The sequence below is a fragment of the Paenibacillus sp. 32O-W genome (assembly GCF_007679495.1).
In the GTDB taxonomy this organism is placed as follows: Bacteria; Bacillota; Bacilli; order Paenibacillales; family NBRC-103111; genus Paenibacillus_L; species Paenibacillus_L residui.
Window position 1 is genome coordinate 1 of sequence record NZ_VEGP01000083.1, and the last position, 21,227, is coordinate 21,227.

A 21,227-nucleotide genomic window follows, 5' to 3' on the forward strand; every position below is an offset into this window, starting at 1 on the left:
GCGCAAGCTCCCAACCAAGTCTGGATGGCGGACATCACGTACGTTCCGACAGACGAAGGATGGCTCTATGTCGCGAGGTCAATCCCCCCTCTTTAATTAGAGGAGGGATTTTTTTGCAGCTCTTTATTATTTGTCCACCTTATTCTATGGTATTATTAGGAAAATATCTTTGGGACAATATAAAAGGTAGTGATTGTAGTGGCCTTATTCCGTACATACCACCCACAGCCGCCTTTGTCGGGTTTTATTAATATTTTTTGGTTATATAAAGGTTACAACCCGCCTCATGAAATGGAGCGTGTATTTCCAGACGGCTCCATTGAAATGATTATCAACTTAGAAGAAAATTTGATTAAAGTATACGATCAAAAGAATCATAATCGGTTCAAAAGCTTCCGTGGAAGCCTGATCTCTGGTCCGAGATCGGAATTCGCCGTAATCGACACAGCCTGCCAAGCGTCAACGATGGGTGTCCATTTTAAGCCTGGCGGTGCTTTCCCATTTCTGAAGTTGCCAGCGAATGAATTGTGCAATGAGCACGTCTCTTTGGAAACACTTTGGGGAATAAAAGCGGACCAAATGCGGGAACAGCTCATTGAAGCTAAAACGCCGCTTGCTAAATTTCAAATTCTCGAACAATATTTAATCAGGATGATGACCGGAGTATCTGAACACCATCCTGCTGTTATATTCGCAATAAGTAAATTCCAGGACTACCCTAGTCAGTGGAAAATTGCTGATGTTACTGCACGTATAGGCCTGAGCTCACGTAGATTTATTCAAGTATTCAAGGAAGAAGTCGGATTGACACCTAAACAATTTAGCCGTATTCAGCGCTTTCAGAATGTGCTCCGTCTCATCGAAGGTGGAGAGCAAGTGAATTGGATAGATATCGCTTTGTCTTGCGGTTATTATGACCAGGCACATTTTATCCACGATTTTCGGTCTTTTTCCGGCATTAGCCCAACAACCTATCAATCACTTCAAGGTAAACAAAAAAACCATGTTCCGCTTGATCAATAGGGTCATTTTTTTACAATACAACTCATTCCAATATGACTTAGAATAATTTTGATGAATAGTTCCCAATATTTGACCTGATTTTTTTGGGGATGAAAGCATCCAATTTTTAAGAAATGGAGGAATGTTTAATGACACCTAAAACAAAAGCCATACCAGAGGGTCATCACGCTGTGACACCTTACATGATTATCAAGGATGCAGCCGAAGCTATAACGTTTTACAAAAAGGCATTTGGGGCCACTGAATTGATGCGTATAACAGACGCCAATGGAAAGGTTCGGCATGCGGAGATCAAGATCGGTGATTCGCCAATCATGATCGTTGACGAGTTTCCGGAATATCCGATAATGCAGAGTCCGAAGTCTCTTGGAGGGGCTACGATGCATATTTTTCTTTATGTTGATGACGTAGATGCACTTTTTGCACAAGCTATTGATGCGGGTGCAAAGGAACTGGAGCCTGTAGAAAATCATGTTGAAGGGGATCGACGTGGAGGAGTAATGGATCCTTTTGGACACATATGGTGGATCGCAACACATATAAAGGATGTGCCCCTTGAGGAACTATAATAACACTACCTTGATTTAAGTTGCTAAGACAACATAATAGAATCCCATCCAATTCTACTACGGTTGGTTTGAAATTAATCCGGTTCACCTCTTTAGGAAAATTACCCGAAGGGGTGTTTGTATGTCTAAAGAACCGATTGTGGCACTTTGATTTCTAAAAAAGGTTATCCCACATTTCTTCATTCCACTTAGCTAAGTAAACTACTTTCTGTGATACAAATCATAGTCGATTAATGCGGAATTGGGGAAGCAACTTTTAAGGTATTGATGAAATATGGATTGGAAAGGTTGACAGTAAGAAAAATAGCAGAGGAAGCAGGTTTAACTATAGGGGGCGTACAATACTATTTTTCCAATCAACAGGAGCTATATGTGTATGCTATGGAGTTATTGTTAAAAAGGGGTGAGGAGAGGATTCATCGTTCTATCCAAGAGGGTGATGACGTATTTAAAGGGGTTATTAAAATGCTCAAGCAATTGATCCCGTTAAGGACCTGAACAAAGGATGGAAATTGAAGCGTGGTTCAATTTTGCTGTAATGGCAATGAAAGATGAAAAATTAAGTGAATATAACGAACAAATACGTCATATATGATTGAGGTTCTTGCTAAGAATAATCTTTTAAAAGACCATCTGAACATAGACGAAGAATCGGTCGGCTTATATACTTTTATAGACGGATTAACCCTTCAAGCCATTTTTTATCCGTCTCATTTTGATGAAAGGATAGTTGAAACTTACATCGGTAATTATTTTAGTAAGCTATGTTATGATAAATAGAAACTCGGTTTCCTTCTAACTAGCTATAGAAAGATTGGAAGACGTTGAAACGAAGTACAGGGATTTACGTATTTTCTAAGAGGGAATAAATGATATGTTTCCCCAATGAAGGTGTGAGATAAATGACAAAGAAAACGGTATCCCTATTTGCTTTATCATGTATGCTGTTTATCATCGTAGGACCTTTTGGTGCTTGGATGGTATATAAACAAGCACAACCCCCGGGCCAGTTTTCCAATCAAGTCATTAATCCTGGTGAACCCTTTTCCTCAACTAGACCATCGAAAACCGTAGCAGTGTGGGGGACTCCGGCTAATCTGGATATTCAAGGAGTACAATGTAAATTAGAAGATGAACCGATTAAATTAGAGAAAGAAAGAACAACTGCTGATATCAAAGGAACAGAAGCTGTTTTGTTATTTGATGGCGATTATACAGTGTTTGATCGCATGTCCTGTGAGGGTGGAGGATTAGGGCAGATTCATATGTCAACTAGATTTCCAATGGATAAAGCCCGGACGTTCATGATGGCTTTACTTGTCGCGACTCCTATAGTGGGCGGGTTCGGAATCGTTCTATTCAGGCGTACCAGATTATCCAGATAAGGATACCGTTATATAGCCGGAGGGATTTATAAAATTAACATGTAGAAAACAATTATAGAAAGGGCCAAAATCTCTCTATGACAACAAAATCTAAAAGAAATGCTCTTATCGTTATTTCTGTATTCATTTTGCTGTTTCTTCTCAAGGAATTTGTCTGGGACAAATATATCGTCAATCCAACGGAGTGGGACGCTCTGAAAGAGAAATCCGGGCAGCCCGGTACTATGGTGGAGGTTGATGAAGACAATAAATTGGCCGTATTGTATCCCGGGAATGGCTTTCACATTTACCTGGTATCCAAAGGATATTGGGGCTGGTCAATTCATGATGAAATCGCTATTCCAAATGAAAGCAGCGGCGATCCATTTACTGCCCAAATAAAGTCGTTAAAACAAAAAGGAAAAGATAACCTGGATATCATCCTCATCCTCAGTCGGGATAAAGAAATCGATCATTTCATCGCTTTCGATGAAAGTGGCGAGGAGTATCGTTTTAATAGGACGATCAATCGAGAGCAGAATACCTATTTATATTATTCTATCAGGGAAGTAAACGTTCCCGGCAAACTGATTTACGAAGCTTATTCGGCCAACGATAAGTTATTATATAAAGAATAAAAGACAAATCTTCATATAAACTGTCACAGTGTAGTAGAAATATTACTTCTGGGGCAGTTTTTTATTATTCCATTCCCGGATGTTTCCGAAGGTGACTTCACCTATTCGAAGCATCCTTATTTATTTTGCTGGGGTTGGCATCATTAGTTGGTAAGGACAAAAGGCACAGGCTTATTTTTGGCGGCATTTACGAATGAAGGGACTATAACATGATGTAGGGTAATGGCACTAATATTTAACCTCATTTATGAGAACAACGATGCAGGCTTTTAGAACAGTTTTTTTCATACCATGGTTGGTTGTACGAGAATGGGGTAATCCATAAAATAGGTGTAATTATGGAGGATAGGAGAATTAATAGAATGGTAGATATTCATTGCCATATTCTTCCCGGCGTGGATGACGGCTCTCCTTCTCTGGAACATTCATTGCAAATGGCGAGAATGGCGGTGCGGGAAGGTATCGGGACAGTTATTGCAACTCCACATCATGCTAATGGGAAATATGATAACCCGGCAGGCAGGACACAGGAAAATGTAAAGAGGTTGACCGTAGAGCTGAAAAGGCAGGACATTCCGCTGCAGGTTTGTCCGGGCCAGGAAGTGAGGGTGTATTCCGATTTGATCTCGGATATGGATAACGGCAGCCTTTTCACATTGAACGGCTCTCGTTATTTACTGATTGAATTCCCGTCCCACCGTATTCCTCCTTCAATTAAAGAGCTTATTCATGAATTGAAGGTTATGCAAATTACACCGATCCTGGCCCATCCTGAACGCAATAAGGAAATTGCCGAGAACCCTGCCCAACTCTTCGAACTAATAGAATTAGGGGTTCTGTGCCAATTGACCTCCCATTCGATCACTGGCTTATTCGGCCCTGCTATTCGAAACCTGAGCTTGGACATGTGCAGAAGAAACTGGATTCATTTTATTTCTTCAGATGCTCATAACGTAACCCAAAGACCATTTTCCCTGAGAGAGGCCTATGCTGAAATCGATACCGAAATTGGGTCCATGTACTCATCTTATTATCAAAAGAATGCGAAAGCGATCATAGAGAACCAATCGATTTCGATCTGCTCGGAGCCAATTCCGATCAAGAAAAAATGGTACCGGCTCTGGTCCTGAAGTAATATTGTTCCACAAAATTAACTGTGCTAGTATTTGTTGTAATCTGCACAAGTCTCCTAATATATGGTTCGTAATTCGGATTATGGTAGATGGAGGATAAGGAGTTGAAGTTGATGGGTATGAAGAAGAAGATGCTGGTGTCTTCGCTAGCCGCGAGTTTTGTTTTAAGCTCGCTGCCTGTGCTGCCGCTCAGCTCACACGAATGGCCGAATAAGTTGGGAATCCAGAGAGCAGCCGCTTCAGACTTTTCCGAGCTGCCTCTACCAGAGCTGGCGGATAAAATAGCAGGCCAGATAAAGGAATTAACCAAGGATTTTACAGAGGAAGAACGACAGGTCATTAAAGAGTTAAGATCAAGATTGGCATCTCTGGACGCAGCCACAGCCAAAGCCTTGGTTGCACCGATCTGGGCCAGGCTGGAATCGAAGGCAGACGATAAGGTCAAATACCCGGACCTGACTCTGGACAACCTGGTTTGGTTGATTCAGAGAATGGCGGCAATTAACGATGAAACATTAATAGAGGATTTGGAAGAGCTGCATCGCGATCCCAAGGCACGCAAAATGTTCAATCAATTGTCTAAAGTGGCCGGCGTACCCGGCATCGGTATGGGAGATTTTCAACAATTCAGGAAGAAGGTCTATGACGAGCTGGAAGCTTTGGTCCGGAAGGAAATTCCTTCGCTGTTCGTAGCAGTGATCGAGGGCAGATTTAAAGAGGAAGCGGACAAGCTGGTGGATCAGGCGATTGAGATCGTTGTACAGCACAAAAGTTTGAAAATAAGCAAATTGCTTAGAGAGCTCAATGTGACCTCGGAAGATTTGAGGAAGACACGGAAATTATTCTCGGATATTCTTGATCCGGACAACAAAGTACAGCTGGCCGTGGCGGGAGTTCTGGTTCGTTCTCAAATCGAATTTGTGCCGCAAACAACGAATAACGGGAAAACATTGACTCCAACATTGAGGCTGTTCGGCTATGAAATTAATAAATTACCATATCTGAGCTGGAAGGTAGTATCCGATAGCGAGATTTACGGGAAGGAAGGACGTTTTATTCTTCCGGATAATGTGGAATCAGCCAAAGCGGACATTGCCGCCACCTTGGAATATAAGAACATGAGTATGCTGATCTATAAGGGCACTATTGAGATGGGGAAGGGGATCGTAAATCCGCCTAATCCTCCGAAGCCTCCTGAGCCACCGAAGCCTCCCCGGCCAGGCGGGGGTAATGGAGGAGGGGGATGGGGGCCGCCAACCCCGCCCATTCACAGGCCGGATGTGAGTAAGGCCATCGAATCGATCTCTAAAGTGATAGCCGGACTCGAATCAGCACAGGGTTCATACACCCGCAATGAAGCCAGGGCGAAAGCCAGAAAAGCGGTGGAGGAAGCGATTCGTGCCGTGGCTGTGGCGAAACTGAACGAAAGCTTAAAGATAGAAAATGGCGTGGCCAAAGCGGATTATGATGTAGAGGACTTAAGGGACCTTCTGGAGGACGTCAAGGCCATCGCAAAAGAAGCTAATGAACAGCTTAAGAAAACAAATCCGGATGCTGGCCCTGCCAAAGTTGTATTCACGCTTGATTTTGGCGAATTGAAAGAGGTATCCAAGGCTGAATTGCCTATCAAGAAGGAGCTTATGGATTTGGCCAAGGAATACGGAATAGATGCGATTGCTGTCCGGATTAACGGCCTTACTGCGACTTTCGATACGGATCAGTTACAGGAGGACACCATTTGGAAAGTGGAAAAGCTGGATCGCCCAGCCACAGCGGCTCATCAAACCTTGGTCTCTGATGTCTATGAGCTGAGTTTTGATGCGGGCGGCAAGCCGCTCACTACGTTTAGTACACCTGTAGAGCTTAGATTTCCGGCTTTCCCGGGCAACCATGATCAAGAGCTCCTTACTCTGGTCAAATTCGATCAGGGCAAGACTTTGGTAAAAGGAGGAATGTATGATCCGGATCAGCAGGCGTTGATCGTGGGCAATAAGGATTTCTCGGTCTATGGAGTGATTGAGAATCATGTTTCCTTCCATGACCTGGATGAAGTCAAACAGTGGGCCGGCCGTCAGGTATCGGTGATTGGCGCTAAAGGAATTGTAGAAGGCCGGGAGGATGGACAATTTGAACCGCAGAATTTCGTAACGCGAGCAGAGTTCGCCAAGATGATTGTTAAAGTGATGGGCTTGGAGGATTCAACCGCTGCGGTATCATTCAGCGATGTCTCTGATCAGGATTGGTTCCAGCCATACGTGGCCGCTGCAGTGAAATACGGTGTCGTCAATGGCCGATCGGAGGACAAGTTCGAGCCTGACGCGTACATTACCCGTGCCGAGATGGCCGCCATGGCTTCCCGGGCATTGATGGAAGCCAAAGATTATCAGATGACGCCCGACATGGACAAGGCTACCGAGCTGTTTGCAGATGCCGGTGAAGTCCATCCGACTCTTATGCCCGGAGTATCCCTTGCGGCTTATGAGGGGATTATTATAGGGGAAGAAAATCAGAGGCTCAACCCTAATAGCCACTCGACAAGAGCCCAGGCCGCAGTGATGATCTACAGGCTCTTGAATAAGTAAAAAGGTCCTGTCGAATAATTCCTCCTCTCCCCCAAGATTGAGAGGGGGAATTTGCATAGAAGAAGGCTTTCTCTTGCATTTAACAACCAAGACCGATGGGGGTGGACAACATCAAGAAGCGGAAATGGAAGAAATGGTTAGGATGGTCGGCGGCTTTGTTGATCGTTATTGCTGTAGGCGCTTATTTCGCTATGGATTATGCGGTCGACCGGATGTTAAGGACGATCTCGGCGGGACTGGAGATGGAAGCTGTATCCCAACCGGGAGGAAAGGATAACTCTCCCGACCGTACCTCTGATTCGGCAACGTCTGATTCCAAGGAAGGGGATAAGAATGTTCCGGTCTCGGGAACTCCAGTTCCTGAAGACAAAGGCGAGGCGGTCCCTGATCCAACTAGCGGCCCAAATGCAAATAATGATTCTAACGGTGCTTCCGACTCTGGTTCCGGGCAACCTCCATCTTCAGGGGATAAGGAGACTAAGGAAGAGGCTGCCGCTGACAAAGGAAAATATCAGGCCAACATAACTCCGGATAAGGCGTCGAAGGCTCAAGAACAGATTACTTTGCAGGATAAGACGAAGGTGACCTCGGTTCTTCTTAAACGATTGGGCGCCTCAGATATTAAAACACTGATGGACCTGGCTTCCGGAGGAATGTCGTTGGAGGAGAAGAGGGAAGCAAAAAAATTGATATTGGAAAAGCTGAGCGAAGAAGAATATGACGAGCTTATAGCGATTGCCGCCAAGCTGGGCCTAAGCCAAGGGAAGTCTTACGAAGACAGCTTGAAAGAATCGTCTAAAACCGGCAAGTAATCCCCGGATTTTATCAACTGTAGATACATCCGCGGCTTCTAAATTATTGTAAGGATAGGTGAGACTTGTGAATAAACTGCGTCAAGCCCTTGCCCTGCTATTATCCGTCGTACTATTCCTGGGATTGATGACCAGCACTTCTGCTCAGCAAGCTAGTGAAGAAATTCAAGTGTATTATGTGCCCCTCAAGATTAAAATCCACGGAGAGAACATGAGACCTCCGGATGGGCAAGAGGGTTTTATCTATCTGGGTAGCACCTATGTGCCCTTGCGGTTTGTTGCCTACTCCCTGGACAAAGCCGTCCTATGGGATCAAGAAACCTATACCGTAACGATTCAGGAGCCAAGCCGTCAAGAAAAGGCTATAATCCAAGACTATAAGCTCAATCGGGTAGTCAGAACTCCCGAAGCTGCTTCAAGCGAGCCGGTAAGCCCGACCACAATTTCAGTTTATTTCGAGACCGTGCAATATATGTTTGATGGCAAACAGAAATGGCCGGAAGAGGACCTACCTGGAATGATCTTCGAAGATACACTGTATGTCCCTATCCGATTTGTCTCTGAATCTCTTGGGCTTGAGGTGGGTTGGGATCAAGACACCTATACAGTAACCATTGGGAAGAAGGAGACGCCGAAGAAACCGGTAGAACCAACGGAGGAACCATCGGAAGAACAACCCGAGGAAGCGCCCAAAGAACAAATAGACTTTCCTATTCCGCCGAATAACTCCGGGGGTCCCGGAATACCTAGTTATGGCGGCGGTGGAGGAGGTAACAATGGTGGTTCCGGTGGTACAGGTGGCGGTGGAGGAGGCAACAATGGTGGTTCCGGTGGTACAGGTGGCGGAGCGACCAAACCTTCTTATGAGAGCATAATCGGAGAGGCGGAGGCTCAAATAAGCAGCCTGCAGAGCAAGGCGGAGTCTGAACTAAGTGCGATCATTAACGAATTTAAACAAACCAGAGACAGCTCCCTAATTACGGAAGGTCAGAATAAGCTAAACGGCTTTGACAACGAATTTGATCAGATCATGAACAGCCTGTCTAACGAATTGAGCAGGAATGGATACGACACCAGTGCGGTACAAGAGTATAGAGAGGAGTATGAACGAATTAAATCGGAGAAGGAGCAGGAAGTGATTAACGACTTGCTGTCCTCTATGAGGAAAGGGAAGTAGGGGTCAGTGGGGGAAAAATTCCAAGCAAGCAGGGTAGTTAGTAAGGGGACTTGCCCCCATTGGACAAAACGGAAAAGGAGTAAGCCCGGATTGAGCTGCGTTAGAAGTGGGTGTTGCCTCCGGGAACACGGATGGAAATTGAGCTCCGGTGGCTTCCCCTTCTTTCAGAAGATGCATTAAAGGAGTGATAGGGGATTGGTAAAGGTTAGCTGGGGAATAAGTACCTAAATAAGACAAAGCCTCGATACCGAAGTATCGAGGCTTTGTGGTAAGAGAATTAGTTGATGAATCCTGCGTTGTTCAGAAGACGATTCAGCATCGCAGCTGCTTGAGCGCGAGTTGCATCGTTTCTAGGAGCAATCGTAGTGTCAGTCATGCCGTCAACGATTCCTGCTTTAACAGCAGCAGCCAGTTCAGCTTGACCCCACACGATGCTGTTCGCATCGGCGAATTTCGCCAACAGGGCATCTTGCTCCGTGCTGGATACTTTCACATCTTTACCGGCATAAGCCAGCGCTCTTACTACCATTGCGGCCAGTTCTTCGCGGTTGATTTGGGCATTCGGACGGAAGGTTCCATCTTCGTAACCATCAACAAGTCCGCTTTGAACTGCTGCGCTAACAACACCTGCGTACCAATCGCCAGATTGAACGTCAGAGAAGGTAGAGGAAGAGCTTGCGCTTGCACTCAGACCTAAGGAACGTACAACAATAGCTGCAAATTCAGCACGAGTAATGTTGCGCTCCGGACCGAAGCTTCCATCTTCATAGCCGTCAACAATCAGTTTGTGAGACAGAAGATCAACATAGGACTTAGCCCAGTGGGAAGCTACGTCGTTGAAGCTGATGTCCGTTTCGATTGCTGCGTAAACGCCAGTTCCGTTCCGCTTGATGGTAACTTTAGAGTTGTCCCCATCTTTGCTGAATACGGAAGGTGCGAAAGCCAGTTTATTCGAGTTGGACACAACACCAGTGGATTTGCTGGCATCTGCACTGCCTTCAAAGTTGATGGAGCTGTTAGTGTAAGTGTTGCCGAAGGAAGTAATAGCCTTCGTCTTATCTCCAGCTTCAGCCGTTACTTTGAAGTCGTACGGAGTAGCGATCAGCTTAGCATTCAGAGCTTTAACTGCATCTTCAATAGCTCTAAGTGCATCATCTTTAACTTCTTTCATTTCTACGCGGATCAACAGATCCTCAAGCTCTACTCCCATCTCTTTAGCCAGATCTTCAAGCTTCAGAGCTTTGATCGGAAGAGTGAAGGAAGTATTCTCGTTGTAGATGGTCAGAGTTTCCCCTTCAACCAGTGCGGAAGCCGGAAGAAGAACAAAATCATTTTGGATTTCCAAAGATGCATTTTTGTTTTCTTTCAGCAGGTCAGCCAGTTTATAAGCATCAGCTTTACCGTTAAAATCAACGATGCTGCCGAGCGGGCCGCCATAATAACCGCCACCGCCGCCAGGATAACCGCCGGAGGTTTCTTTATAAACCCAGTCAGATACTACATCGTTATACTTGAGTTTAATCTTAGTGTAGGTCGCATCAGATATTGTGCCAGAGATGTTGAAGTAAACAACACCTGTGACATTCCTAGATTTGTCCTTATTGGCGATAATACTTTGAATCTTGTTGCCTTTTTCATCATAAACTGCTAAAGTGACGTCTTCTTGGTCTTTGAGAGCATCATAATCGACGCCATCAAAATAAACACTGCCGGTTACGTTTCCGTTCGCCTTATATGTAATCGCTCCGAATCCGGATGCAAAAGCAAGCAGCGGAGTAAGAATGGATACGATCATAAGGGTCGCGAGAAGACCGGACATCTTTTTCATAACAGAAGCTTTAAACAAGTTCCTATCTCTCCCTCGCAAGTGATTGTTTTTATTAGAACGCATTGTATAGTTTCACCTCCTTTCAAGCGTAATTAAAATGTTCAGTATCAGTTTAAAAGTATAGCATCTTTTCGCACCAAATGGTAGTTTCTGAGAAACAGATGTTACAGGAATTTAGTCAAATTTTGCATTTAGCAGCTCTTCAAGATTTTTAGCCTCTTGAGGGTTTGCGGCGAAGAGCTTCTCTTTCAGGCTGTCCTCCGATTTCCCCTGTTTTTGCAAGGATGCAATGTACCACCTGGCGATAGTCTGAGCAAACGAATCCTCTAAGTTATCAGTGATTGCATGTTTCAATGCCGATTCAGCATTAGTGTAATCACCCTTGATATAATATATCTGCCCCGCATATAAAGCAATAGCTGGGGTCACATTAAATTCTCTCCCCTGAAGCTGTCCTTCCGGCAGAGATTCTAAATGCTTTACTTTGGCAAGAACAACATTATATAGTTCGATGGCCTCAGCCCAGTATTGGTCGGTGAGTGCATTATTTTTATCCAATCTAGCCTGGTTCCCAAGTTCGTACAAAATAAGCATCTGAGATTCATACATCTCGATATCCCACGGGAATATTTCTATCCCTTCTATATTGACGCTGCGAGCCTCCAAAAAGTTTCTCTGTTCCATTAAAAAATTTAACTGGAAATCAACCCCAAGCCGATGGTACGGTTCCGCTTTTCTAAAATCCTTAATAAGCTGAACGGCTTCTTGTTCCAACGAGGGATCTTTTATTTGTCGGAACACCTGCATCAAAATATCCTGCTTCAGATCAACGTAATCCGGATGATTAGGTTGCATTGACAAGGCTTTATCCAGTGTAGCAATAACCTCTGTATATGGCTTCGCTTGCTGTGCTTCTGCAATGGCCTGATGATAGTAGGTATTCCCGGAAAGGAGCCTGATTGACATGGTGATAAAGACTATGGCTATAACAAGCGTTCCCCCGGAAATTATTTTCGGCAGAACACTTTCCCATCTGCTCAATCGGTTTGTGAATGGCGCTGCTAAAGTGTCAAAACTGGACACCAGTCCACCTAAGCATATGAAAACGACAATAGCAAGAAACGCATAGCTCAAATTGAAATCGATAGCGCTGTGAATAAGCAATGAGATCAAAATAATGAGATACAGAACCTTGGTATCTTTCGTGTCCTTGTCGCTTTTAAAGTAATTTCTGCAATAGTTGTATAAAACCAATCCAAGTAAAACGCTAAAAATCAGAAACCCGAAAATCCCGACTTCAACAAGGTATTGCAGGAAAAAGTTATGGGCTTGTCTACTTGTGTAAGGATTGTTTTGATATTTTTCATAAAGTGCTGCCCAGCCGCCGCCGCCAGCTCCGAAAACAGGATAGTCTTTGACCAACTTCAACGAATCTGCATAGAAAGTTCCTCTCTCCAATACACTATGCTGTTGAAAATTGATATTGTCTATTCTTACTCTAATATTTTCAGGTAATAGCTTGGTGATACCGGTATCCGTAAATAGAATGATAACGGCTACGGTTCCCAGGATTACGGCCCCGACCGGCAGAACAACAGGAGCATATCGCGATTTGATTTTTTTCTGTATTGTTTTTTCTAACACAGGAGTTAGATAACGATTCAACAAGGTTATGAGAACCGAAACAATAATCGAAGCTGCAGCAAGCACCCCCCAGCCTTTGAGCGAAAGACTTGGACTGAAACTGCTTTGTAAGCTCGAACCGATTTCCGTAATGTTTCCAATAGTCAGTAATACAGCTACAGCGGATATTCCCAAGTACAAAAGCAGCTTGATCTGTCTTTCCACAGAAAAAAACAAAAGCAGCACCAGGAGCACGACGGGCAATATAACTAATCCTCCGCGGGAGAGGGTTAGTAAGAAAGAAACAAGGATTGGGACAAGCATTAGAGCATGCAAGGCGACAGAATACCACTTGCGTGATCTGAAAATGAAAAACATACACCCGAAGAGAAGGGCAATTAAATAGGCAGAATAAGTATTGGCGTATTGAAATACGGAAGTAAGTCTCAGGCCGTTGGAATCACTCATCACCGCATGTTTGTAGGCGGGAAGTCCTTTTAGATTTGTGAAAAGTTCAGCAATTCCATTGGCGATGTTCAAATTTCCGAACCAATTAAGAATTCCGAAGATAACAACTAGATATCCAGACAATAGTATAATATATTGCAGGATTGTATTTCCAAGTCGATTATTAGTAACGTAGATAGCTAAAATAAAAAAAGTTGCGTACATCATATGCATATACAGCATGTTGGTACCATAATAGTGAGATGCCGCACCAATTAACGAGATTAAATAACTTAAAGGGATCAACCAGATATAAATGACAAAAAAATCTCGAAGTGTGCGATACTTATAGTAAAAAAACAAGTATAAAGAAGTAACCAGCAATAAAATGGATGCCCAAACAAAGGACGAATAGATGGGCCTGTCAAAATCCACGTTATAGCCATTGAACAAAGCCCTTTGAAACGGGGCCCATAGGAAAAAGAAAACTGTTATAGCCATTAGTATCCAGAACAAAATGGAATGAGAATCTTTTGTCGTCAGTGTGCTTGAAGGGGATGTTTTCCTTCTTGATTTATGCTTCATTATCATTTAACTCCCTTTTCAGACATAATTCTACAATAGTTTATCACAGGTGAAGGGGGGAGTGAAACTCATTATGTCGAATGGTATACTATTACTGTAGTTTTATGGGAGTTGGAGAGTTATGATTGAAATTATAATGTGCCACTGCACATTGAAATGTATAGGCTCAAAATAGATTAAAAAGCTCTTCAGAACGATTAAAGAATTCTGTGGGTCACATGCGGCCTCCCCTTAAGTAAAGTTGTATGCTGGTTATTGAAATTTTTGTTATTTCTAAAGAATTGATCCAGTACTTGCTGATACAAACAAGGAGTGGTATGGTTAATTTCACCGAGTATGCCTAGAACTTCAGCTTGAACTGTTTGAAGGCAAGAATTATCAAAAAAGGAGTTGCCTTGGAGTAATTTAGTTAGTACATTAGTTTGGGCGAGGTAATATCTACTGATTGCTCAAATGATTTTATCTGTTTTTTTACTTCTCGTTTACATAAAGTAAATCAGCTTTATTGTTAGCATATTGTTCATTTAATAAAGAGAGGGAAGAATTGATGAGTTTTTGGAAAAACCGACAACTAATATTGCAACTAACAAAGAGAGAAATAGCCGGTAGATATAGAGGATCGTATTTAGGAATAGTTTGGTCGTTTTTAACTCCATTGTTTATGTTATTTATATATACTTTTGTTTTTAGTGTGGTTTTTCAAGCTAAGTGGAATACTGGAACTGGGAGTAAACTAGAATTTGCTTTTATAATATTTTCGGGAATCATTGCGTTCAATGTATTTTCTGAAGTCTTATCAAGTGCCCCATCCTTAATTACGAGCAACTCAAACTATGTGAAAAAGATTGTTTTTCCTCTGGAAATCTTAGTTATAGTTAAGCTTTGTTCTTCCTTATTCCATGCTTTTATTAACACGCTTATTTTATTTTTTGGGCTTTTTCTATTTATGAATATTGTAAACTGGACGGTGCTTTTTTTGCCCGTAGTATTACTTCCTCTTTCACTGATTACGCTAGGGATTGGATGGTTTTTGGCATCATTAGGGACTTATTTTCGGGATATAGGCCATTTCATCGGAATAATTATTTCCGCCTTGATGTTCCTGAGTCCAATCTTTTATCCCGTATCCAATATACCTGAAGATTTTCAAGCAATATATTACTTTAATCCACTAAGTTATGTGGTAGAGGATATGAGACAAATCTTGGTTTTTGGACAAACGCCGGACTGGAACTGGATTATTTGGGGGAGTTTAATTGGAGTAGGAATCTCTGCGTTAGGTTTCTTATGGTTTAATAAAACTAGAGGGGGGTTTGCTGATGTCCTCTAATATTACAATTGCAGTTAAAAATGTTAGTAAGTGCTACAGAATATTTGACCGTCCTCAAGATAGGCTGAAACAAAGTTTTGTGAAAAGCAAAAAAAAATATTATAAAGAGTTTTGGGCCTTAAAAGAAGTTTCATTTGAAATTAAAAAGGGCCAGACAATTGGAATTATTGGAAGAAACGGTTCTGGGAAAAGTACGATCTTACAAATTATTGCAAAAACCCTTACTCCAACTAGTGGTGAGGTTGAGATAAATGGTAGGGTTGCCGCATTATTAGAATTAGGCAGTGGTTTTAACCCAGAATTTACTGGAAGAGAAAATATTATAATGAATTGCTCTATCATGGGCCTAACAAGTGCCGAAATTCAAGAGAGAATGCAACTTATTGAAGAATTTGCGGAGATAGGGGATTTTATTAATCGACCAGTAAAGTTGTATTCATCCGGGATGTACGTGAGACTAGCTTTTGCATGTGCAATTAACGTAGATCCCGATATTCTCGTAATAGATGAGGCACTTGCAGTTGGAGATATGCGTTTTCAATTAAAATGTATGGATAAGATAAAGGAATTTCAAAAACAAGGTAAAACTATTCTTTTTGTCAGTCATGATTCATATTCAGTCCGTAATATATGTGATCAAGCTATTTGGATGATAGACGGACAAATATATCGGCGAGGAGATGCAAAATCTATTGTTGAACAGTATCAGGATTTTATGAAAACAGAATCGAAAAAAGTTGAAGAAATAAATAACAATAATTTATCCGAATCTAATGAGGATGTACTAACAATTAAGAATATTAAGGTCATAGATTCAGAAGGATCAATAAATAATGTTATCCAGTTTAAAGAGTGTTTCTCGATCGAAGTAGATTATGAATTGCATGAAAATACAAAAGGATTGGTTGGAGGTATTGCAATTTACGACAGCCAAAATAATTATATTTGTGGTTTAAATACAAAATTAGATGATTTTCCTATATGTGATGAATTAGGAGTCCATTCACTAAAACTCGATTATCATGAGATTAATTTAATGCCAGGGACATATTATATCGATGTTGGCTTTTTTGAAAGCTCAGCTATTGTTCCGTTGGCTTACAGCAGTCGAATGCATTCGTTTAGAATAGTATCAGGTGAGTATTTTGCTGAAGGAATGGTATTTTTCGAACATAAATGGAGAATAGAGGGGGCGCTCTCTGATGCTAAAGTATGAGCACGAATTAGACCTAGAAACAGATAATTCTCCTTCTATAATATTACGACAGATCAAAGCGGGTTCCAAAGTTTTGGAAATGGGGCCAGCTACGGGATATATGACCCGTTACATGAAAGAACATCTTGGATGCAATATCTATTGCATTGAGTTTGATAAAGAATCAGCGAAACAAGCCGAGAAATATTGCGATAAGATGATTGTAGCGAATCTCGAAGATTTGCAATGGACATCAGAACTAGTGGATGAAAAATTTGATTACATCATTTTTGCGGATGTGTTAGAGCATTTACGTAACCCTGAAAAAGTATTAGAACAGGCAACTAGATTTTTGGAAACAAATGGGATAATAATTACTTCAATTCCGAATGTTTCCCACAATGCAATAATTATGGAATTAATGAACGGCAATTTTGAGTACAGAGAATTAGGGTTGCTTGATAGCACACATGTAAGATTTTTCACAAAAAAATCAATTTTAAACATGATTACTGAAGTTGGACTTACTCCAATTAAGATGATGGCTACTGTTGTTGGCCCTGAAGAAACTGAATTTAAAAGAAATTATGAAGAGTTACCGGAATCTTTACAAAAATTTCTAATTGACAATATTGAAGGGCATATATATCAGTATATAACAATCTCGAAATTGGAAAAAAATAAAGATGCAGTAAAAATCGAAGAACATATACCTTCTATTAGTAATAGGTACCATTATTTGCAGGTATATTGGTTGGAAAATGAGGTCTTCACTGAGAAAAACTCGGAAAAATGTTCAATCGTCTACGATAACGAATTTCATTCTTACAAGTTAGAAATTCCTTCATTTCAGGGAGATGTATTGCGGATTGACATTGGAAATTGGTCAGCAGTATTAAATATAAGATCTATTAGACTGCTAAGACGGGAAAAGGACGGAGGGTTACAACTTTTACAAGAGGCATCTTCAAATAACGATTTCAAGGATTTAGCTTTGGGGGAAAATGTAATCCAGATAAAAAGAAGTGATACATATAAACTTCTATCTATTAACAAAGATCCTCAGATTTATTTAAAGGTTGATAGAACAGTCTGTAACTCCGATTCTTTGGTCATTGATATCGAGTTATCTGCTGAAAAAGGAAGATCATTTTATGATCAACAAGCTCAATTGCTAAGTAGTCAATTTCAAATGATTGTAGAGCAAAAAGATATTATTCTAAAAAAGGACCAGGAATTGGCCAATCTTTTGACCGAGAATAAAGAAAGTACTCAAAAATTAGAAAAAGCAATCGAACAATTAACAAAAAAGAATGAAAAATTGACCCAAATCACGGAATCGCTTGCTAAAATTGAAGTGGATCTAACTGAGGCTAAACGTAATGTTTTAGAAGAAAGTGAAAAAAACAAAGATCTAATTGAAAAATTGCGATATGAGGAAATGTTGTTAAGTGAATTGCAGAAAAGATATGATAATTTAATGGAGTCCGTAGAAAAAATGAAAAACTCACGTTCTTGGAAATATACCGCCCCCTTTAGAAGAGCAGTACAATTGATGAAGAAAGCTAGAAAGACATTTACAAATATTTATTATATTTTAAGCAAACGCAAATTTTCCATGAAATTATTGCCTATGCAGCAAATTAAACAACAAGATAATTCTTGGTGTTCTACAGGTAATGATCCTGCATTTTTATTGCAAGGTGATTTCCCTACAGGTTGGGTTGTAATGACGTTTATTTCTAGCTCTCAAGAATCTGTGCCATTAAAAATGTATTGGGATTCAGGGGACGGTATGTCTGAAGAAACTAGTTCGTTAATTGGAAGAATTCCTGTAGGTGATCAGAAGGCAAACAATATCATTGTATCGATACCTGATAACGCAGTATCTTTAAGGTTAGACCCTGGAGAAAAAGAAATAAATTTTCATTTTTCAAATTTGAGTTTTAGAAAGATAAGCAGATTCCATCTATTGTTCTATGCATTTAAAAATCATTTGAAGTTAAGGGGGGGTTCGACACGAACCCTACTAAACGTACTAAATAAAAGTCTTCAAATCTATAAAGTATCAGGAATGTCGGGTGTGTGGCAGAAAACAAAAAATGTCCTGGGATTAACTACTGAAGGGATTTTAGGACAGGATTATCAACAATGGATAGAGTTACACCAAGTAACTGGGCAGAAAATGGAAAAAATCATCCATGAAATTACAAATTTTAAATATAAGCCTTTAATTTCGATAATACTACCAGTGTATAATGTAGAAGAAAAATGGCTCAGAAAATGCATAGATTCTGTAAGAAATCAATTATATCCCAACTGGGAGCTGTGTATTGCTGATGACTTTTCAACAAAAAAACATATCCGTCCGGTACTTGAGGAATATGCTGCTAAGGACTCGCGCATTAAAGTAGTGTTTAGAGAAAAGAACGGCCACATATCTGAATCATCAAATTCTGCATTGCAAATTTCCAGTGGAGAATTTATTGGTTTACTTGATAACGATGATGAACTTACAATAGATGCATTGTTTGAGAATGTGAAACTTCTGAATGATTATCCTGATGCTGATATGATATATAGTGACGAGGATAAAATAAGTATAGACGGGCAAAGGCATTCCCCCTTTTTCAAACCTGACTGGTCTCCCGATCTCTTACTTACTCACATGTATACGTGTCATTTTGGTATCTATCGCTCTTCCATAGTCAAGAAAATTGGTGGCTTCAGAAAAGGTTATGAAGGAAGTCAAGATTTTGACTTAGCATTAAGATTCACTGAGATTACTGATAAAGTATATCATATTCCTAAAATTCTATATCATTGGAGAACTATACCTGAATCAACCGCTTCAGGTCCCGGGGCGAAAAATTATACTCATTATGCAGGACTAAGGGCTGTCCAAGATGCAATAAAGCGAAGAGGGATTAATGGCTGGATTGAAGAATTAGAGGGATATTCAAATTTTTATAGAGTTCATTACCGCGCTCCACTGGAACCAACTGTAAGTATAATCATTCCAACTAAAGACAATTGGAAGATTCTCTCAAACTGTTTGAATTCAATTCATAATCTAACAGATTATGAAAATTTTGAAATAGTCATTATAGATAATAACAGTATTGAAAAAGATACATTTCGTCTATTTGATCAATGGAAAGAGAAACTAGGGGATAGACTAAAAATTCTAACAATAACTGCTCCCTTTAATTATTCTAAACTAAATAACAGGGCAGTCGAAATCGCCAGAGGAGAGTTACTCCTATTTCTAAATAATGATATAGAAGTACTAGATAAAAACTGGTTAAAAGATATGGTAGGCGCGGCCACAAGAAAAGAAATTGGAGCAGTTGGAGCCAATCTAATATATCCCGATAATACCATACAACATTCAGGATTAGTATTAGGATTAGGAGCGCAAAGGGCAGCGGGAGATGGACATCATTTCCGCCCCATAGATGATCCTGGTTACTTTGGTGCATTGCTATCTGTGAGGAATGTTTCTGCTGTTACTGGAGCTTGTTTGATGGTGAGAAAAGATATTTTTGTAGAAGTTAATGGATTTGATGAAATATTATCTGTAGCCTATAATGACGTTGATTTTTGTTTGAAGATATGTCAAAAGGGTTATCGTAATTTGTGGCTACCTTATGTCAAACTGATTCATTTTGAATCAAAAACTAGAGGATACGATAGTACTTCTGAGAAAATTATACGATTAAATGAGGAAGCAGAATATTTGAAAAATAAATGGGGGGAGATTCTTTTGAATGACCCATACTATAATCCAAATTTATCGCTGGATGTCGGTTTTGGATTAAAAATAAGTTAGGACAGACGTGCTAATCATTCGCTCAGAAAATAATGCTATGACTTCCTTTGACGTAATTGTGGTTATACTGGTATAGAAAACTTCGAAATTCTGTTGTCGCTTGATAAGCAGAGTCCTCCAAATGATTATTTTATCATATTGGATTAGCGAATAATTGTTCCTAATTGTTGTTCGGGCTTGCCATAGGCCTGGTTAGCCATGCTTCTAAATTATCAACAAATATTCAGAAGCCTTATATGTGTCCTATCGCTTGAAGTGTACTTCGGTGGCTTTCAACAAGCAATATTTAACTTAAAGTTAGTAAATTAACGTGAAAGGCCTATGGCAAGACAATTTTACCAGTATAGCAGATTGTCAAAATTGATAGAAAAAGGTTTTTTGGCTGTTTTACCTTACTAGTGGCTGTAACTTTTTGAATAATAAATGCAAAACGATCACTCGAAACAAAGCAAATAGGATAGAGTCTATTTGTTTGAGATGGTGTGATAATCAGACTTGGTAATCCGCAGGCAGAAATATTACCTGCATAACTATTTCTAAACTCGCTCCATTATACTTGTTCTTTCTTGATTTTGTTATTCAGGTGACATGACGTGGAGGTATTTTGATATGAACAATAAAAAAAGGGGAAAATGGGTTTTTGTCCCATTAATAATTTTATTTATAGCAGTAGTCCAATTGGTTATCTATAACTATGATTACTTATTTTTGCAATCATCTTCATCCTCAACCGCAATAATACTTGACAGTGCTGAATTAAAAGACTTAGATGCTATAAATAGCAGTACATATCGTTCTACCTCCAATGACCCCTGGATTGAATTCAAGAATATAAACGTAGACGTCAAAGATATCGAATTAGAATTAAAATACGAGACAAATGATTCCCAATTGCAAATTTTTTATACCGATACTAAAAACCCAGATTATAAAGAAGAGACCTCAGTAGTTACTCAGACAAATAAAGATACATCGATATATGTAGTTAATTTTAATGAAGTAAAGAAAATTAAACATGAAATCGGAATGTGGATAACTCAAATCTGTGGATAACCCGTCTTTGTCCCCAGAATCCCCGTTCAATGCGGG

General features: G+C 40.5%; 15 protein-coding genes. 13 read left to right on the forward strand and 2 right to left on the reverse strand.

Features of this window, described 5'->3' with window-relative positions; all coding sequences use genetic code 11:
• Nucleotides 1–189: 189 nt before the first annotated feature.
• The 9 genes from FS806_RS22705 to FS806_RS22745 all read left to right on the forward strand — a co-directional run bounded on the left by FS806_RS22705 (nucleotide 190) and on the right by FS806_RS22745 (nucleotide 9,298).
• Nucleotides 190–1,023 (forward strand): helix-turn-helix domain-containing protein, encoded by an 834-nt coding sequence (locus tag FS806_RS22705; protein ID WP_260982224.1) that lies wholly within the window; start codon nucleotides 190–192, stop codon nucleotides 1,021–1,023.
• Nucleotides 1,024–1,151: 128 nt separating this feature from the next.
• Nucleotides 1,152–1,592, forward strand: coding sequence for a VOC family protein (locus FS806_RS22710; RefSeq protein ID WP_144941265.1), 441 nt, complete (start codon nucleotides 1,152–1,154; stop codon nucleotides 1,590–1,592).
• 240 nt (nucleotides 1,593–1,832) lie between these two features.
• Nucleotides 1,833–2,090 carry a TetR/AcrR family transcriptional regulator gene (locus FS806_RS22715; protein ID WP_260982225.1) on the forward strand — a complete coding sequence of 86 codons (258 nt, stop codon included), beginning with the start codon at nucleotides 1,833–1,835 and terminating at the stop codon, nucleotides 2,088–2,090.
• Between the two features lie 404 nt (nucleotides 2,091–2,494).
• Nucleotides 2,495–2,977: a hypothetical protein gene (locus tag FS806_RS22720; protein ID WP_144941269.1), complete on the forward strand. Its 483-nt coding sequence runs from the start codon at nucleotides 2,495–2,497 to the stop codon at nucleotides 2,975–2,977.
• 77 nt (nucleotides 2,978–3,054) lie between these two features.
• Nucleotides 3,055–3,594, forward strand: coding sequence for a hypothetical protein (locus tag FS806_RS22725; protein WP_144941271.1), 540 nt, complete (start codon nucleotides 3,055–3,057; stop codon nucleotides 3,592–3,594).
• A 362-nt stretch (nucleotides 3,595–3,956) separates the two neighbouring features.
• A complete protein-coding gene (locus FS806_RS22730) occupies nucleotides 3,957–4,724 on the forward strand; it encodes a tyrosine-protein phosphatase (RefSeq protein ID WP_144941273.1) in 768 nt (255 codons plus the stop codon).
• A gap of 116 nt (nucleotides 4,725–4,840) precedes the next feature.
• Nucleotides 4,841–7,309: an S-layer homology domain-containing protein gene (locus FS806_RS22735; RefSeq protein WP_260982226.1), complete on the forward strand. Its 2,469-nt coding sequence runs from the start codon at nucleotides 4,841–4,843 to the stop codon at nucleotides 7,307–7,309.
• Nucleotides 7,310–7,404: 95 nt separating this feature from the next.
• Entirely contained in the window at nucleotides 7,405–8,121 is a 717-nt protein-coding gene (locus tag FS806_RS22740) for a hypothetical protein (RefSeq protein ID WP_222126752.1), read from the forward strand.
• A 67-nt stretch (nucleotides 8,122–8,188) separates the two neighbouring features.
• On the forward strand, nucleotides 8,189–9,298 hold the full coding sequence (locus FS806_RS22745; RefSeq protein WP_144941279.1) for a copper amine oxidase N-terminal domain-containing protein: 1,110 nt from the start codon (nucleotides 8,189–8,191) through the stop codon (nucleotides 9,296–9,298).
• Between the two features lie 277 nt (nucleotides 9,299–9,575).
• On the opposite strand, the gene FS806_RS22750 is transcribed toward FS806_RS22745, so the two are convergent.
• Together FS806_RS22750 and FS806_RS22755 are read right to left on the reverse strand one after the other, a co-directional pair.
• Entirely contained in the window at nucleotides 9,576–11,144 is a 1,569-nt protein-coding gene (locus tag FS806_RS22750) for an S-layer homology domain-containing protein (protein ID WP_186328499.1), read from the reverse strand.
• A gap of 156 nt (nucleotides 11,145–11,300) precedes the next feature.
• Complete coding sequence (locus FS806_RS22755) at nucleotides 11,301–13,781, reverse strand: O-antigen ligase family protein (RefSeq protein WP_186328500.1); 2,481 nt, start codon at nucleotides 13,779–13,781, stop codon at nucleotides 11,301–11,303.
• Between the two features lie 547 nt (nucleotides 13,782–14,328).
• On the opposite strand from FS806_RS22755, the gene FS806_RS22760 reads away from it, so the two are divergent.
• The 4 genes from FS806_RS22760 (at nucleotide 14,329) to FS806_RS22775 (ending at nucleotide 21,191) form a co-directional block, all read left to right on the forward strand.
• A complete protein-coding gene (locus tag FS806_RS22760; RefSeq protein ID WP_144941285.1) occupies nucleotides 14,329–15,111 on the forward strand; it encodes an ABC transporter permease in 783 nt (260 codons plus the stop codon).
• A complete protein-coding gene (locus FS806_RS22765; protein ID WP_144941287.1) occupies nucleotides 15,101–16,327 on the forward strand; it encodes an ABC transporter ATP-binding protein in 1,227 nt (408 codons plus the stop codon). Before FS806_RS22760 ends, FS806_RS22765 begins: the two co-directional genes overlap by 11 nt.
• Nucleotides 16,314–20,138 (forward strand): glycosyltransferase, encoded by a 3,825-nt coding sequence (locus tag FS806_RS22770; protein WP_144941289.1) that lies wholly within the window; start codon nucleotides 16,314–16,316, stop codon nucleotides 20,136–20,138. The genes FS806_RS22765 and FS806_RS22770 overlap by 14 nt, the downstream gene beginning before the upstream one ends.
• Nucleotides 20,139–20,747: 609 nt before the next feature.
• The gene (locus tag FS806_RS22775) at nucleotides 20,748–21,191 is read left to right on the forward strand and encodes a hypothetical protein (RefSeq protein WP_144941291.1); all 444 of its coding nucleotides are present in this window, start codon (nucleotides 20,748–20,750) and stop codon (nucleotides 21,189–21,191) included.
• Nucleotides 21,192–21,227 lie beyond the last annotated feature (36 nt).

Coding starts and splice junctions, on each gene's coding strand:
- FS806_RS22765 (WP_144941287.1), top strand. CDS start 15,101: ATGTCCTCTAATATTACAATTGCAGTTAAAAATGTTAGTAAGTGCTAC.
- FS806_RS22710 (WP_144941265.1), top strand. CDS start 1,152: ATGACACCTAAAACAAAAGCCATACCAGAGGGTCATCACGCTGTGACA.
- FS806_RS22755 (WP_186328500.1), bottom strand. CDS start 13,781: ATGAAGCATAAATCAAGAAGGAAAACATCCCCTTCAAGCACACTGACG.
- FS806_RS22760 (WP_144941285.1), top strand. CDS start 14,329: ATGAGTTTTTGGAAAAACCGACAACTAATATTGCAACTAACAAAGAGA.
- FS806_RS22725 (WP_144941271.1), top strand. CDS start 3,055: ATGACAACAAAATCTAAAAGAAATGCTCTTATCGTTATTTCTGTATTC.
- FS806_RS22730 (WP_144941273.1), top strand. CDS start 3,957: ATGGTAGATATTCATTGCCATATTCTTCCCGGCGTGGATGACGGCTCT.
- FS806_RS22770 (WP_144941289.1), top strand. CDS start 16,314: ATGCTAAAGTATGAGCACGAATTAGACCTAGAAACAGATAATTCTCCT.
- FS806_RS22720 (WP_144941269.1), top strand. CDS start 2,495: ATGACAAAGAAAACGGTATCCCTATTTGCTTTATCATGTATGCTGTTT.
- FS806_RS22740 (WP_222126752.1), top strand. CDS start 7,405: ATGGGGGTGGACAACATCAAGAAGCGGAAATGGAAGAAATGGTTAGGA.
- FS806_RS22775 (WP_144941291.1), top strand. CDS start 20,748: ATGAACAATAAAAAAAGGGGAAAATGGGTTTTTGTCCCATTAATAATT.
- FS806_RS22735 (WP_260982226.1), top strand. CDS start 4,841: ATGGGTATGAAGAAGAAGATGCTGGTGTCTTCGCTAGCCGCGAGTTTT.